The organism is Pseudonocardia sp. TMWB2A (assembly GCF_017312135.1).
In genome coordinates this window covers 608,438-632,944 of sequence record NZ_QKQY01000001.1, presented here as the reverse complement: position 1 = coordinate 632,944, position 24,507 = coordinate 608,438, and the positions used below count along the sequence as shown (strand labels likewise).

Sequence of the window (24,507 nt, the reverse complement as noted above, 5' to 3'; positions counted from 1 at the left end):
AAAAAGGGCATTTGTCGGTCCTAAACGTCCCTTGACAGGTTACGGCCTTCAAGGTGCCGGATGATGTCATCAACCACCGGCCCCAACTCTTTCTCGCCGGGTTCAAAGTTCAACTCTCTGTCGCACCGCAATTGAATTCGGATCAAAAGCGGTTGCCGCTCACGTGGGTGCTGCATGTCCAGCGCCTCCTTCCACGCTATCGCGGACACCTGTTGCCAACGAAAACTGTTGGTCCTGGGTTTGGCCTTGGTGATGCTGTTCAGATGTGTCGTAAGCGACGTGCGGTCAATAAACATCGCCGCCCAATCATCGGGCGCATATTTGAAGGCTGACCGCTTAACATCGATATCAAAATAGGGCTTGGATGCGGACGTGCGATCAATTGGCACCCACGCCCCTTCATCATCTGTTGTCCATGCTGAAACCTCGGCGCCAGTGAGCCACATGGTGAGTCGCTGAACGGCATCGGCATATCGCTGTATCGCGCCTTCATTCGACGCGTCAGGATCATTTTTGCGCCAGCCGTTAACACAAGCAGCGCCCACCAAAACAACCGCATCGGCAAGTGTCAGATAGTTGCCGAATGAGCGGTAAGGTTGCGGCGCTATACTGGTCATCAAATCGAGTCTCTCTCACCCTTCAGCCCAATAGTAATGCGCGAAGCTGGCACGGGACACCGCATGTCTCACAAGGCGGCTTCCAGATCGCCAAGCGGGATCATCAACGTCATGTCATTGGTGGGCGACGGCAGCATGCCCATATTGAGATAGAAGGCCTTGGCATCCTCGGAAATGGCTTGGACAACAAGGCCCCTAATACCAATCTCCCCGGCGGCCGCAAGGACACGCATGGCGGCGTCGCGCATCAGGCTCCGTCCGATCTTCCGGCCTTGATAAGCTTCATCGACGGCCAATCGCGCGAGCACGACGACCGGAATCGGATCGGGCATGTTACGCCGCATACGCCCTGTGGCATCGCCGCACGCGATGGCGCTCGACGCCAACGCATAATATCCAACAACCCTCTCGCCATCACAGGTGACGAAGACGCGACTTGCGCCAGCGATTTGATTAGGGCGAGCGCGCCGGAGCAACCAGTCGTCAAGCGTCGAAACGCCTGACCTAAATTCATCCAGAATATGATGATCGGCGAGTAGCGCCGGTACAGTCAGCCCGGTCACTGATCCCAAGGCGCTTTTGTCCGCATGAGTTTACGCAGCTTTTCGTTCACTTCGGGCGGGCGCTCCAAGACCGCCAGAAAGTGATCATAGCTTTCCCGACTGACCATGATGACCCGCTGATCAAGAATGGCTTCTTCAGCGGCACGGCGCGCTGCCTCAATCATGAAGTCAGTCCGCGAGCGTCCTTGGATGCTGGCTGCCTTGTCGATTAGCGCACGTGTTTCCTCACGGACGCGCAAATTCACAGCTTTCAGCTCGTGCGCTCGGTTCGCCCGATCCGGGGACATATCCATAGCAATTTCCTTTCGGAGCGATCATACCACATATGATACACACTGTGTATCTATTTTTGACCTGCTAAGCCGGACAGTTTTTCGCCCCATTTCTCCAGTGCATCAGCCTTTTCGGCGTCATAGCCATAACGATTATAGATGGCCGCAACGCCCGAAATCGTGCCACTGACGTGATTCAACACCTTTTCGATGACATGCGGTGCAACTGTTGCTCGTGCCATGCCCGACGCTGCGGTACGCCGAAGATCATGCAATCGCCAACCTGACGTGTTCGACCGTTCCGACAAGCGTTTGCGCATCTTGGTAAAGCCGCTCAGCGGCGTGTCGCGGGTCGTGGTGAACACCAGATCACAATCAGCATAGCGGGGCATAGTGCTCAGAATGCCAAGCGTGAAATCGCTGAGCGGCACTGCATTGGGATTGCCGTTCTTGGCGCGTGATGCCGGGATCACCCACCGCTTTTCTTCAAAGTCGATTTCGCTCCACCGCATTTGCGTTAACTCGCCTCGGCGCTGTGCAGTCGCCAATAACAGCGGGATGAAATAGCGGAACGGATACATTTCATTCTCACACGCCCTCAGCAATCGGGCAACCTCATCATCACTTAATACGCGGTCGCGCGACTGTTCCTTGGTCGGGGCTTTCAGGCCGATAATCGGGCTGACATCAACAATCCCGCGCTCGACGCACCAATTGAAGAATTTGCGGACATGCGAGAGGATGCGGTTGGCCTGATAGGATGATCCGCGCTCAATCGCTGCGTCCATCACTTCCAACACATCAAACCGTTTGATGTCGCGGATATCGCGTTGGCCGTATGGCGTGATAAACTCGCGTTCCAATATCCGTTCCGCCTCACGCCAGCTACGATTGCGCGCCTGTGCATGGAGGGTGATGAACTGACGGCACACCGCATCAACGCGCATATTGGCAACGCGGCGGCGCTTTGTTGGGTCAACGCCTTCATCGACCTGCCGCAACAGGTCGTTGGCCTTCTCCCGCGCTGTTGCCAATGACAGACGGGGATAAACACCCAACTTCATCCGCTTTTGCTCAACCCCATAACGAAACCGTGCATAGAAGGTTTTGCGACCGGATTTTTCCACGCGCAGCGACATGCCGGGACAGCGTAGGTCATGGACCTCATACCGCTTATCCAATGGCTTGAAGGCTTCAATCGTCTTGTCAGTAAGGGCTTTTTGCATGTGTCATTCCTTTCGAATGACACCTCAATAATCATAGGTTTTCGGCAATCTCAAAGGAAATCCTGACCGAGACTTAACCTGCGTCAGAAAGGTGCAGCCTGCATCATACGCACCCACGACCGGGGGGTGGTTTAGACCGAATATCTATGACGGCGAGCGCACCTGATAGCGTGATACTATTCTGCAGTTTTAAGTCTCAATGAAATGCGTGAGCGTCAAGCATCAAGCCAAAGCGAACGCATCTTCAATAAATGGCAACCTATCGATCATCCATCTTTACGGAAGCGGCAACCTTATAGGGTTTAAGGATTTTCCTGACACATCATGACGTATCACTTATGCAGGATTTTGCCCGCACACTCGCAACACTGTCCGGCCAAACCTCCCACATCCTGATACCCGGAAAATCACCGATCTTTCATATGGGTCCCACAGGGGTATTGGATGCCCTTGTTTGTCTGCTTAGACCTGAAGTTTCCTGAAACGACCTGCTCCACCCCAAGATATTGGCACTTGCAATCTATAGAACAATATGCGACATCTTGCGTTAATATATTGATATAAAAGAGAAATTTTGTAATCAGGGGGCCAGGGGTTCGAATCCTCTAGCCGGCACCATATTTCTTGTGAAATTACGGGCCTTGCCAATGCTGCGCACAGCCGCACTGTCCATCATGAACCTACCGGCCATTAGGATTTTTACTTAAAATCTGTATAGGTCAGGCCTCCTCTTTTAAAGAAATGCGCCCATGACCACGCCCGGCACGCCTACGCTTGACCAGTTGCAGATATTCCTTGCCATTGTGGACACGGGCAGTTTTGCAGGCGCGGGGCGCAAGTTGAACCGGGCGGTGTCGGTTATCAGCTATGGTATCGGCAATCTGGAAGCGCAATTGGGCGTGATGCTGTTTGATCGCGAGGGGACCAGAAAACCGCAATTGACCGAGGCGGGGCGCGCGGTGCTGGCCGAAATCCGTTCGATCAATAATGAAGTCGATGTACTGCGCGCCAAGGTGAAGGGGCTGCTGGAGGGACTGGAACCCGAATTGGATCTGGTGGTCGATGTCATGATGCCAAGTGCAAGGCTTGGCCGTGTGCTGCGCGAATTTGCGGCAGAATTTCCGAGCGTGCAGCTTTGCTTGCATGTCGAGGCGCTGGGCGCGGTGACGTCTATGGTGCTCAATCGCACCGCCAGCATCGGCATTTCGGGGCCGCTCTATGTCGGCAAGCCCGGTATCGACAGTCGCGCAGTCGGTGTGGTCGCGCTGGTGCCGGTCGCCGCCCCCTGTCACCCTCTAGGGATGATGGGCGCGATTAAGAGCGGCACAGGGCGCAACTATATGCAGATTGTGCTGACGGACCGGTCAGAGGCAACGGCAGGCGTCAATTATGCAGTGGTGAGCGACAAGACTTGGCGGTTGTCAGACCTCGGCACCAAATATGCACTGCTGCTGGAGGGCGTCGGTTGGGGCAATATGCCGCTGCCGATGGTCGAGGATGACCTGAAAAATGGTCGTTTGGTGCGGCTCAATATGCCGGACGATCCGGGCGGCACTTATCGTTTTGCAGGGATCTGGCGCACCGATAATCCGCCGGGGCCAGCGGCAGCATGGCTGCTCGACCGTTTTGCAGAACTTGGCAAAGATGATCGCGGATTGCCCGGCGCGGGAGACCTTTAACCCCCCGCGCCGCTCTTCACACTTTTAACTATCCGGCGTTATGAGATGGCGTACACGCGGCGGCTCGCTGCCACGGTGGAAGGCGTGGACGACATCCTGATCGAGCTTGTCGGTATGCGTCACGCGGTCATGCTGGCGCAGATGTTCGAGCCAACTTTCGACGGTGAAAAATTCCACCACCAAAGTCGGGTCGGCCGCGTCCTGATAAATGCCCCATTGGATAGCGCCATCGCGCACGCGAATCCGGCGCATATTTGCCATCGCCGCGCTAAAATCATCAAGCGCATCCGTGTCGATTTTATATTCGATAGTGACCATGACGGGGCCGCGGTCGTGGGCGACGTCGCTGTCTATATCGGGCGCGGGCCAGTGCATTGAGGGGGTGAGGTTGACCGAACCCGCCTCGCCAATAGGGAAGCGCCAGACGCTGAACAGTGTGGCGATGACGAGCAAGATAGCGGCGATTTCAAGCGTTGGGGCGATGCCGATACGCGATGCAGTGGCACCCCAGATGGTCGAGCCTGCGGTCATCGCGCCCTGAAACACCAAGAGATAAATAGCGAGCGCGCGCGCTTTGACCCATGCGGGCGAACTGGCCTGCGCGCCGCCGTTTAACGCCGCCATCATCGCGATCCACGCAAAGCCGCCAAAGGTCAGTATAGCCGCTGCGGGCGCAAAGCTTTTGACAAAGCTGAGCGCGAATATCACCACCGCCAGCACCAAGGAGGCGATCAAGGTCATGCGGTTGGTGCTGAGTTTCGCGCGGATTTTGGGGAGCAGCAACGCCCCAGCAATCGCGCCGCCGCCCATGAAGGTGAGCAGCGCGCCATAGCCCGCTGGCCCCAGCCCCATATCGCGCCGCGCGATCAGCGGTAGCAAGGCCCACATGCTGCTGGCAAACAGGAAGAACGCCATCGACCGCGCCAAAATCACCTTCAGTTCGGGCGCACGCAGCGCATAGCGCACCCCGGCGCGCATCCCGCCGATAAAATGTTCGGCCGGCAGGCGGCGCGGCGCGACCTGCCGTTGCCAGCGGAACAACACAAACAGGATGCCGATGACCGACACGGCATTTAATGCAAACACCGCCCACGGCCCCGACAGCGCGATAATCGCGCCGCCGACCGCCGGGCCGATTGCGCGGGCGATATTGATGCCGAGCGAATTGAGCGCCACCGCCTGTTGCAGCGATTTATGCGGCACTAACTCGGGCACAATCGCCTGAAATGCCGGAGCGGACAGCGCGCCGCCCACCGAAATCGCGGCGGTAAAGACGAGAAGCATCCAGCCCGTGGTGATGTCGAAATAGGTCATCACCGCCAGCACCGCCATCGCAACCAACGCAAAGGCCTGCGCGGCAATCAGCAATTTGCGCCGGTCGACAATATCGGCCAACGCGCCTGCAGGCAGCGACAGGAGAAAAATCGGAAACGTCGTTGCCGCCTGCACCAGCGCCACCATCAGCGGGCTGGGCGAAAGCGAGGTCATCAGCCAACTCGCCCCCACATCGTGCATCCATGTGCCGATGTTGGAAACCACCGTGGCAATCCACAGCGCGCGGAACACCGGATTGGCCAGCGGCTTTTCGCTGGTCGGCGGCGCATCAGGCGTAGGGGTTGTGGCCGAAGGGGCGGCGTCGGACATTAAAAATACTCCATGACAGCAACCGCCAGCATCAACCCGCCGATCAACGCGGCATGTTCGAATACCACCGTGCGTTGCTGGATGCGCAGCGCGCTTTTATGTTCTTTCCAATAAGGGTGCGCAATCGCCGTCGCCGCGACGGTAAATCCGCCGAGCATCCCTGCCCCCAACCACGGCGCAAAACCGGTGATGAGGAGCAGGCTGCCCAAGGCCTGCACCGCTATCGTCAACACGGCGAACAGCGGCGCTGGCGACAGGCGTGCGGCGCGCATTTCGGCAACGCCGGACTGCCAATGGATGGTTTTGAAGATGGCGCTGCTCCAATAAGGCAAGGTCAACAGCGCCACCGCCAACAGGGCAAACCAACGCGCGCTGACCAGCGCCGCGATAAAATCCGGGGTCATGGTTCAGACCGCCCAGCAACCACAACCAAGCGCGCCCCAGAAGCTTTGCACATCACGCGCGGGCACGCTGCTCCCTAAAGCCGCGGCATGGTTATGGCCGTGGACCGAGCAAGCATGGGCGCAGCCACAGGCCGAAGCCATCGCTTGGGCGTGTTGCTGGCCACCGGCTTCTCCGCCGCGATAATAGCCACCGAACAGCGCGACCGGCGACCAGTCGGGCATCGGTGCGGGCAGCGCCGGGGCTTTGGGCCCATAAGCCCCTTCCCCATGCACAATTTTGCCACCAACGATGGTCAGCACGGCGCGCAGATGCGGAATATCGCTTTCGGGCACGCTGAAATAATCGCTGGACAGGAGCGCAAGATCGGCGAGCTGGCCCGCTTTAATCTGCCCCTTTTTGCCCATTTCATTGGAGAACCAGGTGTTCTGTTCGGTCCACAGCCGCAAAGCCGTTTCGCGATCAAAACGGTTGCGCGTCGGGTAAAGCGACGTGCCGCCCACGGTCTTGCCCGTCACCAGCCAATTGAGCGATACCCAAGGGTTATAGCTGGCCACGCGCGTCGCGTCGGTCCCTGCGCCCACCGGCACGCCTGCTTCGATCATGCGTTTGATCGGCGGCGTCGCCTCGGCTGCCTTGGCACCATAGCGTTCGATGAAATATTCGCCCTGATAGGCCATGCGGTGCTGCACCGCGATGCCGCCGCCTAGTGCGGCGATACGGTCGATATTGCGGTGGCTGATGGTTTCGGCATGGTCAAAGAACCAGTGCAGCCCGTCAAAAGGCACATCGCGATTGACCTTTTCAAACACATCAAGCGCGCGGCTGATGGTTTCGTCATAGGTCGCGTGCAACCGCCACGGCCAGCGTTGTTCGGCCAGCAAGCGGATGACGGGCTCGAGGTCACCCTCCATATTGGGCGGCATATCGGGGCGCGCGACGCGGAAATCTTCAAAATCGGCCGCCGAATAGACCAGCATTTCGCCCGCACCATTGTGGCGATAGCTGTCATCGCCTTGACCGAAACGCACGGTGTTGCTCCAATTGGTAAAGTCCTGCAATTCCTCTTTCGGCTTTTGCGTGAAGAGGTTGTAGGAAATGCGGACCGTCAACTCGCCATCCTTGTGGAGCTTGTCGATGATTTCATAATCATCGGGATAATTTTGAAAGCCGCCACCCGCGTCGATCACGCTGGTGATGCCGAGGCTGTTCAGTTCGCGCATAAAATGCTTGGTGGAATTCAACTGATATTCGGGCGGCAGTTTCGGCCCCTTGGCCAGCGTCGAATAAAGGATCGTCGCATTGGGCTGTGCCAGCAAAAGCCCGGTGGGATTGCCCGCGCTATCACGCATAATCTCGCCACCCGGCGGGTTCGGCGTATTCTTGGTATAGCCCACAACGCGCAGTGCAGCGGCGTTCAATAGCGCGCGGTCATAAAGATGCAGGATGAACACCGGCGTATCGGGCGCAACCGCATTGATTTCTTCAAGTGTCGGCAGGCGCTTTTCGGCAAATTGATGCGCGGTAAATCCGCCGACGACGCGCACCCATTGCGGCGCTGGGGTGCGCGCGACTTGCTGGCGCAGCATTTCCATTGCGTCGGCCAAGGTCGGCACGCCGTCCCAGCGCAATTCCATATTATAGTTAAGGCCACCACGGATCAAATGGGTGTGGCTGTCCATCAATCCGGGGATTAACCGCCGTCCTTCACCGTCAATCACCGTCGCATCCGGACCAGCGGCAGCGCGCACTTCCTGTTCCGAACCCACCGCCAGAAAGAGGCCATCGCGCATCGCCACCGCTTCGGCCACCGGATTTTGCCGGTCGAGCGTGGTGATTTTGGCATTGGTGATGATAAGCGTTTCAGAAATCACTTTTCCGGTCGTCGTCATGGCTAAACTCTCCTTGGCACTGAGCAATGCCAGCGCACTCGCGCCAATCATGGTTTCGCGGCGGGTAAAACGGGGCATTGTCTCTCTCCTGTAATTGGTGACGGATGGGGGTTACGAAGCGGATTGAAGCAAAGGGGCATAGGGTCATCGCCTACGCCCCCACATGGTTCCCTTTAGTGACCGCCTTCGGATGCGTTGAACATCTGTTTGGCGTAAGCGATGCCGAGACCGTAAGCTCCGCCCAATCGTGCGGCGATGCCGGTGGTCAGCTCATAAGTGTCTCCGCGCGCCCAATCGCGTTGCAGTTCGAGCAGATATTGCAGCGCGGTAATCGGCTTTGCGCCAGCCTGCACCATGCGGGTGATCGCCCGTTCATGCGCTTCCTCGGAAATATCGCCGCTGGCGTCGGTCACGACATAGACTTCAAAACCCTGTTCCAGCGCCGACAGTACCGGGCCGACGATGCAAACCGACGTCCACAAACCGGCGATGACCAGACGGTCCTTGCCGATGCGGTTGACTTCGTCGATGACCGCGGCATCTTCCCATGTGTTCATGGTGGTGCGGTCGATCATCACCTGATCGCCATAGGGCTCTACCACTTCGCTGAACATCGGGCCGGAAAAGCTGTCCTTGGCAACCGTGGTCAGGATGGTCGGCACCTGGAACCCGGCGGCCGAGCTTGCCAGCAAACCGGCATTGTTGCGCAGCACTTCAGGGGCAATCGACTTGGTGGCAAAGGCCATTTGCGATTGGTAATCAATCAGGATGAGCGCATGATCATCGGGGGTCAGCAGGCTCTGTGCAGCACGGGGTTCAGCAATAATCGACATTATATTTTCCTCTTGGACCTAGCCGCGCAGGGCGGCGTGTGAATGTGTATGAGAGGCTTTTAGGCTTTTGCCGACGTTCTAAACACTGTTATAAGTTGGCACATAATGTTCTAGTTTATAGAAAAGCTGATAGGAGCAGTTTCAGCTAGAGCGCGCGATATACAATCGATTATGCGGCGAATGGGCCCATCGTCCCGTCGGCGGACAAGGCCCCGAACAGCCATCCTTGCTGACGCACTCGGGTGCGAGCCGCAGCATAGCGCAAGATTGTGTCAGAAAGACTATTGGCCGCGCGCGGCGCGAAGTCCCCGCGCCCGTTGCGCCGCATCGCGCACCCGCACCGGCTCGACTCATCGCAAAGTAAACTCTTGTCACCCCCGCTCTCCCGCGCACGGGGCGCATTGTTCATCTGTCAGCAAGTTTAGGCTGAACAGGGAAGAGGCCCCCTGCCGTTCCGGCAGGTCCAAAACGCCGTTTGAGGGAAAAAACGACGGTACGAGATTTCATGGAAATACGCGGCAAAAGCTGCCTGCGTTTGAAGGAGAGAATAATGCGTATCACTTCACCCCGGTCTGCGGGCCTGATGTTGGGAGCTATTTGTGCGGTATCGGTGCCCGGCATGGTGTTGGCGCAGCAACAGGATGCGCCGCCGCCCGTCGAGGCCGCACCGCCCGCATCAGCGCCCACCGGCCAAGCCATTGTGGTCAATGCCCCGCCCCCGCCCGCTGACCTTACCGGCCTTGAAAAAGGGCCGGATGTCGAAGGCATCATCACCGCGCGGCGCGGCGACCGTATCCAGATTACCGGAGCCGATCAGGCCAATACGGTCATCGCCATCAGTCAGGCGACCGAAGTGCGCGGGCGCGGGGGCTTTTTGGGCCTCAACCGCACCGCCCTCACCGCTAATTCGCTGCTCAACGGTCTGCCCGTGACGGTTGAAACCGTGAATTGGAACGGCACATTGGTCGGCAAAAGCATCCGCTTGCGCAATGACGATCTTAAAACCGCGAACATGATCCGCAACGGCACCGCGCAAGGCTTTGCCGAACAGACTGCGGCGACCGCCGCGCTGCGCAGCCGTGTCGGCAATATCGACCAATATAATGTGCGCCGCACCACCAATGTCTATTTCGACACCGGCAAGTGGAATTTGTCGCCGCAAGCCGAAGCCGAGCTGTGCTCGACTGCAACCGAAGCTAATTCGACCGAAAATGCACTTTTGCTTGTGGTCGGCTATACCGACGCCGTTGGCAGCGAGGAAGTCAACCAGACGCTGAGCGAACGCCGCGCGGGCCGTGTGGTCAATTATCTGCAACAAAAATGCCGTTGGGCACCCTATCGGATGCTGACACCGAGCGGCATGGCCGAAGCGGACCCTGCCGCCGATAACTCCACCGCTGAAGGCCGCCGTCAGAACCGCCGCGTGTCGGTGAGCATCCTTGTCAGCAAGGCGGTCGAAGGGCTTTAATCGCTTCACGTTGCCATAGTTGCGAACGGGGCAGGCTTTCATGTCTGCCCCGTTTTTTATGCGCGCACAAAATCCGGTCGCGCTGAATATATGGCGATCCGCACTTATCCGGCCTGTAAGCGAACAATTGTAAAGGGAAATAGGGAGCTTCTGTTGCCCGGTGCTCCCCAAACCGCTGGTGTCCGTTTCTGTTGCCCGGTACGGCCCGTACCGCGTTCTATTAGGATAATGTCAGCCCGTGAGGGCCTCAATTATGCTGCAAGAGCAAGTGCTTCGTTATCGTTGGCACTTATCGTGTTTGAGCCTTTAACGGGTTACTCAGCCCGGATGAAAATACCGCTTTTCAACACACGTCGATCCTAGTTCGGCCCCGTCATCAAGCCCGATAGCCGGGTCTGGTGGTGGAGCCGCCGGGTACCGCCCCCGGGTCCGCTGTGCCTAGTACACGCCACAGTTTATCATCATAGCCGGATTGCTCCGGCCCGACTGATATAAGGACCAAGCTCCGGTTTGAAAAGAGGGGCTTGCGAAAAGGCGTGGAACGCCCTCTCCGATTCGGCGCCCCGAACGCGCGCCAAACCCGTGCAAATAAAAAACGGGCCGCATCCGAAGATACGACCCGTCCTTTATGCCATCAAAGGCATGAAGTGTCCGAAAAAAATTACTTCTTTTCGGTGGTAGCCGTTGCCGGAACCGGCGCGTCAGGTGCGGCCTTGCCCGCAGCTTCGTCAGCCGCTTCCTGCTTTTCAGCCTTCACTTCGCCTTCAGCGCGAACCACGTCGGCTTTTTCTTCCAGCGAGTCAGCCTTGGCTTCATTGACCTGGCTGTTTACGCCGGGATCAGCTTCACGCACGGCGTCAGCTTGGTTTTCAAGAGCGTCAGCCTTGGCTTCGGTCTGCTCGTCAACCTTCTGTTCCGCAGCGGTGTCACACGCCGCAAGCGACAATGCCGACGCAGCGGCAGCAATAATAGCAAACTTTTTCATTTCATAACTCCCATTTTGCGCTGTCAGACAACGCTGGTTGCAGTAACCTGTAAAAGCGTTTTTGGTTCCTTTGCGGGAACAATAATCCCCAAAAAACAACCTAATCCAGATTACAAACAAAGCCGTCCGGAAGCGTCACTCCTCCCGAACGGCCTTGAATCTATGCTTGATATTTCAAATATCAAGTGTTTTTGTAGAGAATGTGAATTTTTCTGTTTTTTCCTGCGCTTACTTCTTTAAAGAATCGCGGATTTCGGTGAGCAATTCCACTTCGGTCGGGCCTGCCACCTCTTCCTTGCGCGGCATTGCACGGTTGGCGAGTTTCACAATCTGGAAAATCACAAAGGCCATGATGAGAAAATTGATAATCGCGGTGATAAACGAGCCATAGCCGAGCATCGCAGCGCCCGCTTCCTTTAGCTTGGCATAGTCGGTCGGGTCCACACCGGCAGGCGGCGCGCCGAGCAGGATGAACTTGTTTGAAAAATCGACGCCGCCGGTAATCCAGCCAATGAACGGCATCAAAATATCGTCGGTGAGCGAGGAAACGATCTTGCCGAACGCCGCGCCGATAATCACACCGACCGCCAAATCAAGCACGCTTCCTTTGTTGATAAATTCCTTGAATTCGGTCCACATTGTCCGATCCCCTTATCCCGTAAGCTTGTGATGTCATTGCATATTAATATGGTTAACATGCATCAAGGCACCAATCCTAATTCGCTTCGGATTGCAAGATATATTGCGCTTTGGCTCATGCGAACTTACATCAAAACGGGACCAACCCCTTGGTGGAGGATATTTATGAACAGCAAACGTCTGGCTCTGGCCATGCTCACCCCGGTTGCGGCGGTTTCGCTCGCAGGCTGCGGGATCAACAGCGTGCCGACCGCGGAAGAAAATGCAAAAGCGAAATGGGCCAATGTTCAGGCCGATTACCAGCGCCGCGCCGATCTCATTCCCAATCTGGTCGAAACCGTGAAAGGCTATGCCAAGCAGGAATCGACCGTTTTGACACAGGTGGTCGAAGCGCGCGCCAAGGCGACATCGGTTCAGGTGAGCGCGTCGGATCTCGAAGACCCGGCCAAGGTTGCGCAATTCCAACAAGCCCAAGGCGCATTGAGCCAATCCCTCGGCCGCTTGCTCGCAACCGTCGAAGCCTATCCGGATCTTAAATCGAACCAGAATTTCCTTGCGCTCCAGTCCCAGCTTGAAGGCACGGAAAACCGCATCAATGTGTCGATCAAGGATTATAATGAAGCGGTGCAGGCCTATAACACCACGATCCGCACCTTCCCCGACGCGATTGGCGCGAAGGTTTTTTACGGGGCCAAGCCGATGGTAACCTATCAGGCGACCGCTCCCAATGCCGACCGCGCGCCGACGGTCAATTTTGACACCGGCCCCGCTGCGGCCACCAAATGATCCCCAAGCGGGCCAAATAAGAGCGATGCGGGGGAGCGGTGATACGCGCCCTTCCCCGCCACCTCTATCCCGCGCTTTAACCCGTCCGACCAGCGGAGGCATAAAAGCCAGATCGTGACCCGATTGATGACATTTACCGAGGCCAAGCGCCTGATGTTCACCCGGATAGTGGCTGTAACACTCGGCCTTATCGCCATGATGCTTTCCGGCGTTCCGGCCCTGGCCCAAAATTTCCCCGCGCCGACCGGCCAATGGGTGATTGATGATGCGGACATATTGCCGCCAGCGGATGAAACCGCGCTCAACAGCAAGCTTGAACAATTTGAAAAAACCAACGGCCACCAGTTGATCGTGCTGACGGTCAAGTCGCTGGAGGGCCGCGATGTTGCCGATTATGGCTATCAGGCCGGACGCCATTACAAGGTGGGCGATGTCGCCAAGGATGATGGTGCCGTCCTGCTCATCGCACCCAACGAGCGCAAGCTCCATATTGCGGTCGGCTATGGTCTTGAACCCATATTGACCGACGCTTATTCCAGCCTCATCATCAATCAGGCGATAACTCCGCAATTCAAAGCAGGCAATTTCCCCGCAGGCATTGATGCAGGCGTCGATGAAATCATCAAGCAGATCAGCCTGCCGCCCGAACAGGCGCGGGCGCTCGCAGAACAGGCGCAACAGCGCAGCAATGATAGCGGCGACGCTGGAGCCGCTGTTTTCTGGCTGTTTGTTTTCCTGTTCGTCATTTTGCCGATCATCATCCGCATGATGCGCGGCAAGCGCGGGCGGCGCTTTGGCAGCAGCGGCCCCGTCGTTATCTGGGGCCCGGGCTTTGGCAGCGGCTATGGCGGCGGCGGTTTCGGTGGCGGCTTTGGTGGCGGCGGCGGTTTTGGCGGCGGAGGCGGCGGCTTTTCCGGCGGCGGCGGCAGCTTTGGCGGCGGCGGTGCATCGGGAAGCTGGTAAGGGGCATTTATGAGCAATAATAAAAGCATGACCAATGCCGAACATGACCGCGTAACCGAAGCGGTGCGCGCGGCTGAAGCGGGCACGGCGGGCGAAATTGTCACGATTATCGCCGATTCATCCGACCATTATCTCGACACCGCACTCTGGTATGCCGCTGGTGCCGCGCTGTTGACGCTCGCCTTCCTCACCGCTTTTCCCGGCATCGCAACCTGTGTCATCGAAACCGTGACCGGTGGCTGGGTGACAGACGTTGGCGCGATGGAATATTTCGAACTGGCACTCGCGGTCTTTGTGCTGAGCTTTGCGATAGTGCGGCTCATCCTCCAAATCCCCAAGCTGCGCACCGCCCTCACCTTCCCGCGCGTCAAATCGAAGCGCGTGCGCAACCGCGCCATCGACTTTTTCAAAGTGGGCGCGGAAAGCCGCACGGCGGGCCGCACCGGCATCCTCATATACTTGTCGCTTGCCGAACATCGCGCCGAAATCGTCGCCGATGAAGCGATCCACAAACAGGTCGCCAATGAAGTGTGGGGCGAAGCGATGGTCGATTTGCTGCGCGACGTGCGCGAAGGCCGCGTGACCGACGGCATGGTCGCCGCAGTCCGCGATGTCGGCAAAATCCTCGCCGAATATTTCCCGCGTCAGGACGTTGATGTGAATGAATTGCCCGACCGGCTCATCGAATTATGAGCGATGACAGTGAAGCCGTCCGCTGGGAAGGCCAATATCTGACCGTCAAACAGCGCGGGACATGGGAATATGTGAGCCGCGCGCGCGGTATCAAGGCGGCCGTAATCCTTGCGGTCGATGACGGCCATGTACTGCTCGTCGAACAATATCGGGTGCCGCTCGGCAAAAATTGTCTCGAATTACCCGCAGGCCTTGTCGGCGACGAGGTTGCAGACGAACCGGCTGAAATCGCGGCGGGCCGCGAGTTGGAAGAAGAGACGGGATACCGCGCGGGGCTCATCGAAAATCTCGGCGAATTTTACAGCTCGCCCGGGATGGTGTCCGAAAGCTTCACCCTGATGAAAGCGAGCGACCTCACCCGCGTCGGCGATGGCGGCGGGGTCGAGGGCGAAAATATCACCGTCCACCGTGTCGCGCTTGAGAATGTGCGTGACTTTATCGCAACCAAACGCGCCGAAGGATGCGGCATGGATGTCAAATTGCTGCTCTTGCTCGGCAGCGAGTGGGTTTGAGCGGTTCAACCAACGCCAGCCTGACCGTGATGGCTTGAACAACCCAATCCAACCTCACCCAACGCCCGTCATTGCGAGCGCCGCAAGGCGCGCGGCAATCCAGAACCGCCCAAGACCAAGGCCGCGCCCCTTTTTCTGCGTCATTGCGAGCCGCGAAGCGGCGCGGCAATCCAGAGCCGCCCAACACTAGGGTTGCGCCATTTTACTCTGGATTGCCGCGCGCCTACGGCGCTCGCAATCGCGGAGCCTAAGACCAACCTTACTGGAAATTATCCGCGTAGGATTGCAGCTTCAGCTTCTTCGGCGGGGTCGGAACCATATGGTAGGTGATGCCATTTGCATCGGCATAGGCCGTGGCTTCCTCGACGCTCGCGAAGGTGAGGCGCAGTTGCTGCTTGGTGTCGCCGCTTCCGGCCCAGCCCGTCATCGGATCGGGCAACTGCTTTTCGGTGCGGTCATATTCCAGCACCCATTGCTGCGTGAGCGCGCGGCCCGACTGCATGGCGTTTTTCGGTCGTTGATAGATACGCGCGGTCATGGAACACCTGTTGTTAAAGCGTGATTCTTGATGCTCATGCTCTTAGTCGCTGTTGCGCCGCGCGTCAGCCTTTTTTGTGCGCACCGTCGCGGTCGCCGCTGCCGGATCATCGGGCCAGGGATGTTTGGGGTAACGCCCGCGCATTTCTTTGGCCACATCGCGCCAGCTTCCCGCCCAGAAAGTCGGCAGATCGCGCGTGGTCTGGATCGGGCGACCAGCGGGTGAGGTCAGGCTCAAAATCAGCGGCACCGGCGGTTGGCCAATGGCCGGATGCTGCGCTAGGCCGAAAAAGGCCTGCACCCGCGCTTCGACAGTCGGCCCCGCTTCGGCATCATAGTCAATCGCATGGGCGGTGCCTGCGGGCGTGGTAAAATGCGATGGCGCTAGCCGTTCTATCCGCTGCATTTCATCCCAACCCAACAGATTTTGCAGGCTTTGGGTGAGCGCGCCCGCGTCCACCGACTCCAAACGGCGTTTGCCGTTAAGGAGCGGCATCAACCAGTCATCGAGCGTGTCGAGCAGCGCAGTGTCGGAAAGGCTTTCGTTCCCCGCATAAGCCGCGCGATGGCGTAGCGCGAGCGCAGCCTTACTCCACGGGAGGAGCGACAGGCCATGTTTCGCCACCGCATCGCGCAACGCACCGGCAATGGCGTCGGCATCGGGCGCGTCATCGGGGCCGGATTTGAGCGTGATCGCGCCAAGCCTTGTCTGGCGCTCCGCTGAAACGCGCGCGGTGGCGGGATCATAGCTCACCTGCCGCCGGGTTTCGATGCGCGCGGCGAAATATTTGAGGACTTGCGCTTCATCCATCGCGGCGGCGGACAGGATGCGTGCGCCCCCTGCTGCGCCTTGCACATCGGCAATGGCGAGCCATTCGCTGCGCGCGAGCGGCGAGAGCGGGTCCAGCCTGAACCCCCTGCCCCCTGCGCTAATCCAGTCCGCGCCATCGGCGGAGCGACGCTTGGCAAGCCGGTCGGGATAAGCGGTGGCGACGAGTGCGGAGAGATCGAGCGGCGCGGTATCGGCACGCGGGGCGCTATCGCCCATGCTCAGTTTGGCGCAATGCTTTGCCCCCAGCCCTGCCCAACGCTTAGCCAGCGCACGGGCGGCTTCGGCCTTGCGGCCGTTGTCATGCCGCCAGCGGGACAGCCGTGTTTCAAGATCGCTATCATTGCCGCCAAGCCCGCGCTCGCTCAGCAAAACCGCCAATTCTGCCGCCAATTCGCCCTTGCCTACTTCGCTCCCGCGGATCAGCATATGCGCGAGCGCCGGAGGGAGCGGCAGCGCCGCCATCGCGCGGCCATGCGAGGTTACGCGGCCATCCTCGTCCAGCGCCTCCAGCGTGACAAGCCGCGCTTTCCCTTCGGCAATCGCGGACGGCGGCGGCGGGTCGAGCCAGCGCAGCGTTTGCGGTTCCGCCCCCCACAGCGCGCAATCCAGCACGAGCGCGGTCAAATCACTTTCCAATATTTCGGGCGGGTCGAACGGGATGAGCCCGGCGGTCGCGGCTTGCTCCCACAAACGATAGACCACCCCCGGCCCTTGCCGCGCGGCGCGGCCTGCGCGCTGGGTTGCCGCCGCTTGGCTCACCCGCTCGGTCACAAGCCGCGTAATCCCCGCCGCCTTGTCATAACGTGGCCGCCGCGCAAGCCCGCTATCGACCACGACGCGCACCCCATCAATGGTGAGGCTGGTTTCGGCGATGCTGGTGGCCAAAATGACCTTACGGCTTCCTTGGGAATCGCGCCGGATCGCGCGCCGCTGGTCGGCCGGATCCACTTGACCGTGGAGGATATGCACCGGCGCTCCACCACCTTTTTCTGCAAGGATTTCAGCCGTCTGCTCGATTTCCCGCACCCCCGGCAGGAAGGCCAATATATCGCCCTCCTCATCCCGCAAAGCCTGTCGGATGACCGCCGCGACACTCTCCTCTACCCGCTTGGTCGCATCGCGCCCCGCATATTCGGCGCGCAACGGAAAGCTGCGTCCGGCACTCTCGATGACCGGCGCGCCTTCCATCAGCGCGGCAAAGCGTTCGCCATCAAGCGTCGCCGACATCGCCACAAGCCGCAAATCGGGGCGAAAGGCCTCCTGCACATCCAGCGTTAGCGCGAGCGCGAAATCGCTGTCGATATTGCGCTCATGCACTTCATCGAACAGCACAGCGCTCACTCCGCCCAGTTCCGGGTCGGCCAATATGCGATTGCGGAAGATGCCCTCGGTCAGCACCAATATTCGGGTGGCTGCGCTATGCTTGCTGTCCAATCTTGTTGCATAGCCGATGGTCTTGCCGACCGGTTCGCCCGCCAGTTCGGCCATACGTTCCGCCGCAGCGCGCGCTGCCAAACGGCGCGGCGACAGCAGCAAAATCTGCCCGTCACACCAAGGCTCTCCCAGCAATGCCGGTGCCACCATCGTCGTCTTGCCTGCCCCCGGCGGCGCAATGAGGACGGCCTTATTGCCTGCACGCAAGCTTGCGCGAAGGTCCTGCAAAACGGCTTCGACAGGAAGGGCTGAAGGGGTTTCAGCCATTAACAAAAACCTTTAATATGCGCGCCGGATCGCAAATTCGACCGCTTCGACCAGTGCATCCTTGGCCGCCCCGTCAGGAAATGGTGCCAGCGCATCAATCGCCAGCTTGCCATAATGGCGCGCGCGTTCCAGCGTGTCGGCAATCGCGCCATGCTGTTCCAATAGCGCCTTGGCGTGGAGCAAATCCATCTCGCCATTTTTATGGCCCATGATTGCATCCTGCCAGAAACGGCGTTCCTCGTCATTGCCGCGTGCCATGGCGAGGATGACCGGCAGCGTCACTTTGCCATCGCGGAAATCATCGCCGACGCCCTTGCCCATGGTTTCGCTGTCCGACACATAATCAATCGCATCATCGACAAGCTGGAACGCGATGCCAAGGTTGAGGCCATAGGCATCAAGCGCCAATTCTTCGGCTTCGGGGCGTTCGGCGACTACCGCCGAAATACGGCAGGCAGCGGCGAACAACACTGCCGTTTTGGCGGTGATAATCTCCATATATTTTTGTTCGCCGGTAGAAAGCTGCCGCTGCGCGCTCAACTGCGCGACTTCGCCTGCCGCGATAATCGAGGATGCGCCGGACAGGATTTTCAGCACTTGCAACGAGCCATCTTCGACCATCAACTCGAACGAGCGGGTGAAGAGGAAATCCCCGACCAAGACGCTCGCATTATTGCCCCAGATCATATTGGCCGTATGCTTGCCCCGGCGCAGGTCCGACCCGTCCACCACATCATCATGAAGCAGGGTTGCGGTGTGGATAAATTCAACTGCGGCCGCCAGAAGATGATGGCGCGTGCCTTGGTATCCCAGCAACTCCGCGCTTGCGAGCGTCAGCATCGGGCGCATCCGCTTGCCCCCGCCGGCAATAAGATGGCCGGCCAGTTCGGGGATGAGCGGAATTTCGGACTGCATCCGTTCAATAATCACGGAATTCACCGCGTTCATGCCGGACTCGACAAGCCGCATCATCGGTTCGAGCGAGGGAAGATGTTCGTCTTGTTTATGTTGGATTATCGCACTCATGTTAGGCTCCCCTTGGCCCGAACAAGGGGGATTTGCAACTGATTTGGGTTGCGCCTTGCCATCAATATGCCCAAAGGAGCCGGGCTAAGGAGAAATGATTTATGGACAATCGGCTGGAACAATATCGTCAAAGCATCGACAATATCGACGCTGCGCTTGTTTTCATGCTGGCCGAGCGGTTCAAAATCACGCAGGCCGTGGGCCGTTTGAAGGCCGAAATCGACCTGCCGCCCGCCGATCCGCAGCGCGAGGAGCGCCAGATCGAACGGCTGCGCCAACTCGCCAAGGACGCGCATCTCGACCCCGAATTTTCCGAAAAATTCTTGCGCTTCGTGATTGACGAGGTGATACGCCATCATCAGCAGATACGGCAGGATTGAGTGCGGGCTTAAATTGCGACGGGCTTAAATCGCTACCGGCAGACGCAGATGGACAAGTAATCCGCCCAAATCCTCGCTTTCATCAAGCGACACGGAGCCTTCATAAATTTCCGCCACATCGCGTACAATTGCAAGGCCAAGGCCGGTGCCGGGTTTGCCGGTATCGAGCCGCGCACCGCGATCGAACAGCCTTTCGCGCTCCTCCGGCGGGATGCCCATACCGTCATCTTCGATAAGAAAATCGACCATCGTGCCGACCCGCTCAATCGTGATGAACACGCTGCCGCCTCCATATTTGGCGGCATTTTCGATGAGATTGCCGAGCATCTCGTCCAAATCCTGACGCTCGACGCGCACCGCCGCCAGCTTGTCGCCCGCAATATCGATGCGCACATGGGGGTAGAGTCGCGCGACCGCGCGCTCGACCGATTGGAGGCTCGCCCAAGCGATCGCACGGGTATGCGCGTGACCGCGACGGCCGACCGCGCGCGCGCGGGCCAGATGGTGATCGACCTGCCGCCGCATCGTCGCCGCTTCGCGCACAACGGTTTCGGCCAAGTCCGGCGACTTGGCGGTCGCCGCATTCATGATGACGGTGAGCGGTGTTTTGAGCGCATGGGCGAGGTTGCCCGCATGGCGCCGCGCCTCTTCGGCCTGCCGCTCATTATGCGCGATCAGTTCGTTCAGCTCATTGACCATCGGCATGACTTCATTGGGCAAAGGCTCGCTCACCCGCCCTTTTTCACCGCGCCGCATCGCGCTGATTTCTGTCCGGATACGGCGCAGCGGCCATAAGCCATATAGCGTTTGCAAGGCCGCCAGAATGATGAGGCCGATGGCAAGGCCTGCAAAACTGCGCACTAGGGTCTTGCGCAAAATCTTGATTTGCTCGTCCAGTTCGACCCGCGACTGGGCGATCTGGAAACGCCAGAAAGTTTGCGATCCGGGAAGTTGCACCTCGCGTTCCAGCACACGTAATTCCTCGCCGGAAAATTGCTTGCTGTCATAGGTGTGGATTTGACCGTCGCCGACGATCGGGCGGCGCTCCAGCGTGCGGTCCCATAAGGAACGCGACGGGAAAGGTTCATGCCCTTTGCCGCTAATCTGCCAGTAAAGCCCGCTATAAGGCTCCAGAAACCGCTGATCGCCGAGCGGCTGGTTTAGCCGGACTTCGCCATAAGGGTCAATTTCCGACGAGCGCACCATCGCTTTCAACACATATTCAAGATTGGAATCGAAATTGCGCGTAATGATGCCGGTCAGCACATTGTCGAGCGCAAAGCCGCCACCCACGAGCAGGAATAAAATCCACGCCGCCGCAATACCGATCATGCGGCGGCTTAAAGAGCCTGTAGTCTTGCCGGTAGGCGTGTCGGTTGTGGACGCGGACGCCTCCGTCCCTTCCGTGCCGACATCTTTTCCGACAGGTGTCTTGCTGTCCTTAGCGTCTATAACCGGTATTGATGGCGCATTATCAGCCATTTTCCTGCCAGAAATCAGGACGGTTCGTCGAGGCTATACCCCAGACCACGAATGGTGGTAATGACATCCTGCCCCAATTTTTTGCGGATGCGCGTCACAAAAACTTCGATTGTATTGGAATCGCGGTCGAAATCCTGATCGTAAATATGTTCGATCAATTCGGTGCGGCTGACCACCTTGCCTTTATGGTGGAGAAGGTAAGAGAGCAGCTTATATTCCTGCGCGGTGAGTTTCACCGGCTCGCCATTCAGCGTGACCTTACCAGAACGCGTATCGAGCCGCACATCGCCTGCGGTCAATTCGCTCGATGCATTGCCCGATGCACGGCGGATGAGCGCGCGCAGACGGGCAATCAATTCTTCGGTCTGGAACGGCTTGGCGAGATAATCATCGGCACCGGCATCCAGCCCCGCCACCTTGTCCGACCAGCTATCGCGCGCGGTGAGTACGAGGACGGGAAAGGCTTTGCCTTCCTTGCGCCAGCGGTCGAGAACCGTAAGCCCGTCAATTTCGGGGAGGCCCAAGTCCAGAATCGCCGCATCATAATTTTCGGTCGAGCCCAGAAAATGGCCGTCTTCGCCATCGGTCGCCAGATCGACCGCATAGCCTGTACCCTCCAGCGTCGATTTAAGCTGGCGGCCCAAGGTCGGTTCGTCCTCAACGATCAATATGCGCATCTTCGTCCCTTCATTATATCTGTGTTGCCGGGGCTTCTTCTATCGGCGGTGGCTTCTATCGGCGGTGGGCTTGTCTAGCGGTATAGCCGCTGTTCCGGCCCTGTGCCAATGCCATAACGAACAATCTGTTTTAACGACATCATCAGCGCGAACGCCCGATAATGCGCCCCGATACGGCATCGACATAGACAAAGACCACCTTGCTGCCGTCCATGAATTTCAGCCGGTACACATAGCGCGTCGCGTCAAATTCGGGGCCGCCTAGATAATCCATTTCATCATAAGGCGGTTGCGCGCGAACGCTGGCGACGACCGCACGGAGCGGGCGCACTTGTTTGGTGACAGAACGGATTGCGGCCTGGTCGGCGCGGGTCTGCTGCGCTGCTACCGGCACCGCCTGCCCCGCCATCGTGACCGCCGCAAACAACATCGCGAGGACGCGACCGACTCTGGCGGCGCGCGCGGCGCTAAGTCTTTGGCGGTGCTGAAATTCCCTCATGCTGCTGCCAATAACTTCCCCGCTTTTAATATCTGCTGAATATATTGGTCAAATTAGGTAAAGCAACATCGTCAAACAAGACGCGCTTCATGCCAGCGCAGATGTTTTTCCATGAAGGTCGAAATGAAATAATAGCTATGGTCATAGCCCTCGTCGATCGCAAGATCGAGCGCGATTCCGGCCTTTGCGCAAGCGTGGGCAAGAAGTTCGGGACGCAATTCGGTTTCGACAAAATCGTCGGCGCTGCCTTGGTCGACCAAAAGCTCCGGAACGCGTGCGCCATCTTCGATGAGGGCTACCGCGTCATAAGTCCGCCACGCGGCTTTATCGCCCCCCAAATAGCCACCCAACGCCTTTTGCCCCCACGGCACCTGCGAGGGCGCGACGATCGGGGAAAAGGCCGAAACCGCCCGATAGATGTCCGGATTGCGCAACCCGATGGTGAGCGCGCCATGCCCGCCCATACTATGCCCCATAATCCCTTGCCGCGTCATATCCGCCGGAAATTCGCGCGCGATCAGTTCCGGCAATTCGCGTTCGATATAATCGCGCATCCGGTAATGCTGCGCAAAAGGCGCTTGGGTCGCGTTCACATAAAAGCCCGCGCCCAAGCCGAAATCATAGGCGGCTTGCGGGTCATCGGCGACACCCTCGCCGCGCGGACTGGTATCGGGCGCGACAAAAATCAGGCCAAGTTCGGCGCATACACGGCGATATTCGCCCTTCTCCATCACATTGGCATGGGTGCAGGTGAGACCCGACAAATACCAGATAACCGGCAATTTTTGCCCCGCCTCGTGCGGCGGCACATAGACCGCGAAGGTCATATCGGTGCCGGTGCTGGTCGAGGCATGTTTATAGACGCCTTGCACGCCGCCATAGCTTTTATTGGTGGATAAGCTTTCCATGATGGGCTCCTTTCCTGCCAGTCTTAGCCGAATACGACCGTGCGGTTGCCGTTCAGGAACAAGCGCCGCTCGCCCCATAAGCGCACCGCGCGCGCCAGCACTTTGGATTCAATATCACGCCCGATACGGATCATATCGTCAATTGTCGCGCGATGGTCCACGCGCTCGACCGCTTGTTCGATAATCGGCCCTTCATCAAGGTCGCCCGTCACAAAATGGGCGGTCGCGCCGATAAGCTTCACGCCGCGATCATGCGCGCGGTGATAGGGCTGGCTGCCTTTGAAACTGGGCAAAAAACTGTGGTGGATATTTATGGCGCGGCCCTCCAGTCCGTCGGTCATTTCGCCCGACAATATCTGCATATAGCGCGCCAGCACCAGCAATTCGCTCCCGCTTTCTTCCATCACCCCCATTATCGCCGCTTCCTGCTCGGCGCGATTATCGCCCGATACGGGAAGGTAATGATACGGCACGCCATGCCATTCGGCGAGGCGGCGGCAATGTTCATGATTGGAGACAATCGCGGCGACTTCGACTGGCAAAGTGCCGGACGACCAGCGGTGAAGCAGATCGGTGAGGCAATGGCTGCCTTTGGACACCGCAATCACGATCCGGCGGCGCTCGTCCGCTGGCTTCAGATCGAATTGAAGCGAAAAACGTGCCGCAATCGCTTCAAAATCATTGGAAAGCTGTGCCTCGTCATCGACGAATTTCGGCCCTGCGCCCTGAAACAGCACGCGCATGAAAAAATGCCCGCTTTCAAGGTCGGCAAATTGCTGGCTATCCAGAATGAAACCGTCACGCTCGGCCAGAAAGCCTGCAACCGCCGATACAATCCCTACGCGATCAACGCAGGTGAACGTCAAAATCCATTGCATGGAGGGTCAGGCCGGAACCCGGTAAATCGCGCATAATTTATGGCCGTCCGGATCGCGCACATAAGCAAGGTGCATCGGCCCCAGTCCTGCTTGCCGCAAGCCGGGCGGGTCTTCGATCGAGGTGCCGCCATTGGCCACCGCAACATCATGGAATATTTTAACCTGTTCCGGCGAATTGCATTTGAAGCCGATAGTTGCGCCATTGGCAATCGTCGCGGCCTCCCCGTCAATCGGTTCACTCACACAGAATAGGCCTTCCGGGTGGAAGTAAAATAGCCGCGTCGCGCCGCCTGCGGTCACATTGGTGACGGGTTCCCCGACCCCCAATGTTGCCAGTAGCGCATTATAAAATTCTTTGGACCGCGCAATATCGTTCGACCCGACCATCACATGATTGAACATTTTTATCTCTT

26 protein-coding genes are annotated in these 24,507 nt (G+C 58.4%); 7 read left to right on the top strand and 19 right to left on the bottom strand.

Annotated features, from left to right (window positions below; all coding sequences use genetic code 11):
• Positions 1–20: 20 nt before the first annotated feature.
• The 4 genes from DMP17_RS02925 to DMP17_RS02910 form a co-directional block, all read right to left on the bottom strand.
• Complete coding sequence (locus tag DMP17_RS02925) at positions 21–617, bottom strand: hypothetical protein (protein ID WP_337827585.1); 597 nt, start codon at positions 615–617, stop codon at positions 21–23.
• 68 nt (positions 618–685) lie between these two features.
• Complete coding sequence (locus tag DMP17_RS02920; protein WP_337827584.1) at positions 686–1,180, bottom strand: GNAT family N-acetyltransferase; 495 nt, start codon at positions 1,178–1,180, stop codon at positions 686–688.
• Positions 1,177–1,473 (bottom strand): type II toxin-antitoxin system TacA family antitoxin, encoded by a 297-nt coding sequence (locus DMP17_RS02915; protein ID WP_337827583.1) that lies wholly within the window; start codon positions 1,471–1,473, stop codon positions 1,177–1,179. The genes DMP17_RS02920 and DMP17_RS02915 overlap by 4 nt, the downstream gene beginning before the upstream one ends.
• Before the next feature lie 50 nt (positions 1,474–1,523).
• Positions 1,524–2,678, bottom strand: a complete 1,155-nt coding sequence (locus DMP17_RS02910) for a tyrosine-type recombinase/integrase (RefSeq protein ID WP_337827582.1) — start codon at positions 2,676–2,678, stop codon at positions 1,524–1,526.
• A 749-nt stretch (positions 2,679–3,427) separates the two neighbouring features.
• Between DMP17_RS02910 and DMP17_RS02905 the strand changes: the two genes are divergently transcribed.
• Complete coding sequence (locus DMP17_RS02905; RefSeq protein ID WP_337827581.1) at positions 3,428–4,357, top strand: LysR family transcriptional regulator; 930 nt, start codon at positions 3,428–3,430, stop codon at positions 4,355–4,357.
• A gap of 24 nt (positions 4,358–4,381) precedes the next feature.
• Here DMP17_RS02905 and DMP17_RS02900 read toward each other — a convergent pair whose 3' ends face one another.
• The 4 genes from DMP17_RS02900 to DMP17_RS02885 all read right to left on the bottom strand — a co-directional run bounded on the left by DMP17_RS02900 (position 4,382) and on the right by DMP17_RS02885 (position 9,128).
• The gene (locus DMP17_RS02900) at positions 4,382–6,001 is read right to left on the bottom strand and encodes an MFS transporter (protein ID WP_337827580.1); all 1,620 of its coding nucleotides are present in this window, start codon (positions 5,999–6,001) and stop codon (positions 4,382–4,384) included.
• Complete coding sequence (locus tag DMP17_RS02895; RefSeq protein WP_337827579.1) at positions 6,001–6,405, bottom strand: DoxX family protein; 405 nt, start codon at positions 6,403–6,405, stop codon at positions 6,001–6,003. The genes DMP17_RS02900 and DMP17_RS02895 overlap by 1 nt, the downstream gene beginning before the upstream one ends.
• Before the next feature lie 3 nt (positions 6,406–6,408).
• Positions 6,409–8,373: an amidohydrolase gene (locus DMP17_RS02890; protein WP_337827578.1), complete on the bottom strand. Its 1,965-nt coding sequence runs from the start codon at positions 8,371–8,373 to the stop codon at positions 6,409–6,411.
• A gap of 95 nt (positions 8,374–8,468) precedes the next feature.
• Positions 8,469–9,128, bottom strand: a complete 660-nt coding sequence (locus DMP17_RS02885) for a hydrolase (RefSeq protein WP_337827577.1) — start codon at positions 9,126–9,128, stop codon at positions 8,469–8,471.
• A 550-nt stretch (positions 9,129–9,678) separates the two neighbouring features.
• Between DMP17_RS02885 and DMP17_RS02880 the strand changes: the two genes are divergently transcribed.
• Positions 9,679–10,596 (top strand): OmpA family protein, encoded by a 918-nt coding sequence (locus DMP17_RS02880; RefSeq protein ID WP_337827576.1) that lies wholly within the window; start codon positions 9,679–9,681, stop codon positions 10,594–10,596.
• A 661-nt stretch (positions 10,597–11,257) separates the two neighbouring features.
• Here the strand turns inward: DMP17_RS02880 and DMP17_RS02875 are convergent.
• The gene (locus tag DMP17_RS02875; RefSeq protein WP_337827575.1) at positions 11,258–11,581 is read right to left on the bottom strand and encodes a hypothetical protein; all 324 of its coding nucleotides are present in this window, start codon (positions 11,579–11,581) and stop codon (positions 11,258–11,260) included.
• A 228-nt stretch (positions 11,582–11,809) separates the two neighbouring features.
• Positions 11,810–12,220: a large conductance mechanosensitive channel protein MscL gene (mscL, locus tag DMP17_RS02870; protein WP_337827574.1), complete on the bottom strand. Its 411-nt coding sequence runs from the start codon at positions 12,218–12,220 to the stop codon at positions 11,810–11,812.
• Between the two features lie 165 nt (positions 12,221–12,385).
• On the opposite strand from mscL, the gene DMP17_RS02865 reads away from it, so the two are divergent.
• From DMP17_RS02865 to DMP17_RS02850, 4 genes are all read left to right on the top strand, one after another.
• Positions 12,386–13,006, top strand: a complete 621-nt coding sequence (locus DMP17_RS02865) for a LemA family protein (RefSeq protein WP_337827573.1) — start codon at positions 12,386–12,388, stop codon at positions 13,004–13,006.
• A 114-nt stretch (positions 13,007–13,120) separates the two neighbouring features.
• The gene (locus tag DMP17_RS02860) at positions 13,121–13,969 is read left to right on the top strand and encodes a TPM domain-containing protein (RefSeq protein WP_337827572.1); all 849 of its coding nucleotides are present in this window, start codon (positions 13,121–13,123) and stop codon (positions 13,967–13,969) included.
• A 9-nt stretch (positions 13,970–13,978) separates the two neighbouring features.
• The gene (locus DMP17_RS02855) at positions 13,979–14,662 is read left to right on the top strand and encodes a TPM domain-containing protein (protein ID WP_337827571.1); all 684 of its coding nucleotides are present in this window, start codon (positions 13,979–13,981) and stop codon (positions 14,660–14,662) included.
• The gene (locus DMP17_RS02850; RefSeq protein WP_337827570.1) at positions 14,659–15,174 is read left to right on the top strand and encodes an NUDIX hydrolase; all 516 of its coding nucleotides are present in this window, start codon (positions 14,659–14,661) and stop codon (positions 15,172–15,174) included. The genes DMP17_RS02855 and DMP17_RS02850 overlap by 4 nt, the downstream gene beginning before the upstream one ends.
• Before the next feature lie 259 nt (positions 15,175–15,433).
• On the opposite strand, the gene DMP17_RS02845 is transcribed toward DMP17_RS02850, so the two are convergent.
• From DMP17_RS02845 to DMP17_RS02835, 3 genes are read right to left on the bottom strand one after another with little or no spacing between them, the layout of a single operon-like run.
• The gene (locus DMP17_RS02845) at positions 15,434–15,712 is read right to left on the bottom strand and encodes an ETC complex I subunit (protein WP_337827569.1); all 279 of its coding nucleotides are present in this window, start codon (positions 15,710–15,712) and stop codon (positions 15,434–15,436) included.
• A gap of 42 nt (positions 15,713–15,754) precedes the next feature.
• Positions 15,755–18,244 carry an ATP-dependent helicase HrpB gene (gene hrpB / locus DMP17_RS02840; RefSeq protein ID WP_337827568.1) on the bottom strand — a complete coding sequence of 830 codons (2,490 nt, stop codon included), beginning with the start codon at positions 18,242–18,244 and terminating at the stop codon, positions 15,755–15,757.
• A 12-nt stretch (positions 18,245–18,256) separates the two neighbouring features.
• Entirely contained in the window at positions 18,257–19,270 is a 1,014-nt protein-coding gene (locus DMP17_RS02835; protein ID WP_337827567.1) for a polyprenyl synthetase family protein, read from the bottom strand.
• A gap of 101 nt (positions 19,271–19,371) precedes the next feature.
• Between DMP17_RS02835 and DMP17_RS02830 the strand changes: the two genes are divergently transcribed.
• Positions 19,372–19,650, top strand: a complete 279-nt coding sequence (locus tag DMP17_RS02830) for a chorismate mutase (protein ID WP_337827566.1) — start codon at positions 19,372–19,374, stop codon at positions 19,648–19,650.
• A gap of 24 nt (positions 19,651–19,674) precedes the next feature.
• On the opposite strand, the gene DMP17_RS02825 is transcribed toward DMP17_RS02830, so the two are convergent.
• The 6 genes from DMP17_RS02825 to DMP17_RS02800 form a co-directional block, all read right to left on the bottom strand.
• Positions 19,675–21,132, bottom strand: coding sequence for a sensor histidine kinase (locus DMP17_RS02825; RefSeq protein WP_337827565.1), 1,458 nt, complete (start codon positions 21,130–21,132; stop codon positions 19,675–19,677).
• Between the two features lie 14 nt (positions 21,133–21,146).
• Positions 21,147–21,809 carry a response regulator transcription factor gene (locus DMP17_RS02820; RefSeq protein ID WP_337827564.1) on the bottom strand — a complete coding sequence of 221 codons (663 nt, stop codon included), beginning with the start codon at positions 21,807–21,809 and terminating at the stop codon, positions 21,147–21,149.
• Between the two features lie 142 nt (positions 21,810–21,951).
• Positions 21,952–22,239, bottom strand: coding sequence for a PepSY domain-containing protein (locus DMP17_RS02815; protein ID WP_337827563.1), 288 nt, complete (start codon positions 22,237–22,239; stop codon positions 21,952–21,954).
• 140 nt (positions 22,240–22,379) lie between these two features.
• Positions 22,380–23,216, bottom strand: a complete 837-nt coding sequence (gene fghA / locus DMP17_RS02810) for an S-formylglutathione hydrolase (RefSeq protein ID WP_337827562.1) — start codon at positions 23,214–23,216, stop codon at positions 22,380–22,382.
• Between the two features lie 23 nt (positions 23,217–23,239).
• Positions 23,240–24,094, bottom strand: coding sequence for a formyltetrahydrofolate deformylase (gene purU / locus DMP17_RS02805; RefSeq protein WP_337827561.1), 855 nt, complete (start codon positions 24,092–24,094; stop codon positions 23,240–23,242).
• 6 nt (positions 24,095–24,100) lie between these two features.
• Entirely contained in the window at positions 24,101–24,496 is a 396-nt protein-coding gene (locus DMP17_RS02800; RefSeq protein ID WP_337827560.1) for a VOC family protein, read from the bottom strand.
• Positions 24,497–24,507 lie beyond the last annotated feature (11 nt).

Bases quoted from the DNA above. Each gene is read 5' to 3' on its own strand.
- DMP17_RS02900 (WP_337827580.1), bottom strand. From the start codon at position 6,001: ATGTCCGACGCCGCCCCTTCGGCCACAACCCCTACGCCTGATGCGCCG.
- DMP17_RS02905 (WP_337827581.1), top strand. From the start codon at position 3,428: ATGACCACGCCCGGCACGCCTACGCTTGACCAGTTGCAGATATTCCTT.
- DMP17_RS02895 (WP_337827579.1), bottom strand. From the start codon at position 6,405: ATGACCCCGGATTTTATCGCGGCGCTGGTCAGCGCGCGTTGGTTTGCC.
- DMP17_RS02830 (WP_337827566.1), top strand. From the start codon at position 19,372: ATGGACAATCGGCTGGAACAATATCGTCAAAGCATCGACAATATCGAC.
- DMP17_RS02910 (WP_337827582.1), bottom strand. From the start codon at position 2,678: ATGCAAAAAGCCCTTACTGACAAGACGATTGAAGCCTTCAAGCCATTG.
- DMP17_RS02925 (WP_337827585.1), bottom strand. From the start codon at position 617: ATGACCAGTATAGCGCCGCAACCTTACCGCTCATTCGGCAACTATCTG.
- DMP17_RS02915 (WP_337827583.1), bottom strand. From the start codon at position 1,473: ATGGATATGTCCCCGGATCGGGCGAACCGAGCGCACGAGCTGAAAGCT.
- DMP17_RS02865 (WP_337827573.1), top strand. From the start codon at position 12,386: ATGAACAGCAAACGTCTGGCTCTGGCCATGCTCACCCCGGTTGCGGCG.
- hrpB (WP_337827568.1), bottom strand. From the start codon at position 18,244: ATGGCTGAAACCCCTTCAGCCCTTCCTGTCGAAGCCGTTTTGCAGGAC.
- purU (WP_337827561.1), bottom strand. From the start codon at position 24,094: ATGCAATGGATTTTGACGTTCACCTGCGTTGATCGCGTAGGGATTGTA.
- DMP17_RS02835 (WP_337827567.1), bottom strand. From the start codon at position 19,270: ATGAGTGCGATAATCCAACATAAACAAGACGAACATCTTCCCTCGCTC.
- DMP17_RS02855 (WP_337827571.1), top strand. From the start codon at position 13,979: ATGAGCAATAATAAAAGCATGACCAATGCCGAACATGACCGCGTAACC.
- fghA (WP_337827562.1), bottom strand. From the start codon at position 23,216: ATGGAAAGCTTATCCACCAATAAAAGCTATGGCGGCGTGCAAGGCGTC.
- DMP17_RS02825 (WP_337827565.1), bottom strand. From the start codon at position 21,132: ATGGCTGATAATGCGCCATCAATACCGGTTATAGACGCTAAGGACAGC.
- DMP17_RS02800 (WP_337827560.1), bottom strand. From the start codon at position 24,496: ATGTTCAATCATGTGATGGTCGGGTCGAACGATATTGCGCGGTCCAAA.
- DMP17_RS02850 (WP_337827570.1), top strand. From the start codon at position 14,659: ATGAGCGATGACAGTGAAGCCGTCCGCTGGGAAGGCCAATATCTGACC.
- DMP17_RS02890 (WP_337827578.1), bottom strand. From the start codon at position 8,373: ATGCCCCGTTTTACCCGCCGCGAAACCATGATTGGCGCGAGTGCGCTG.
- DMP17_RS02845 (WP_337827569.1), bottom strand. From the start codon at position 15,712: ATGACCGCGCGTATCTATCAACGACCGAAAAACGCCATGCAGTCGGGC.
- DMP17_RS02885 (WP_337827577.1), bottom strand. From the start codon at position 9,128: ATGTCGATTATTGCTGAACCCCGTGCTGCACAGAGCCTGCTGACCCCC.
- DMP17_RS02875 (WP_337827575.1), bottom strand. From the start codon at position 11,581: ATGAAAAAGTTTGCTATTATTGCTGCCGCTGCGTCGGCATTGTCGCTT.
- DMP17_RS02815 (WP_337827563.1), bottom strand. From the start codon at position 22,239: ATGTTGTTTGCGGCGGTCACGATGGCGGGGCAGGCGGTGCCGGTAGCA.
- DMP17_RS02820 (WP_337827564.1), bottom strand. From the start codon at position 21,809: ATGCGCATATTGATCGTTGAGGACGAACCGACCTTGGGCCGCCAGCTT.
- DMP17_RS02880 (WP_337827576.1), top strand. From the start codon at position 9,679: ATGCGTATCACTTCACCCCGGTCTGCGGGCCTGATGTTGGGAGCTATT.
- mscL (WP_337827574.1), bottom strand. From the start codon at position 12,220: ATGTGGACCGAATTCAAGGAATTTATCAACAAAGGAAGCGTGCTTGAT.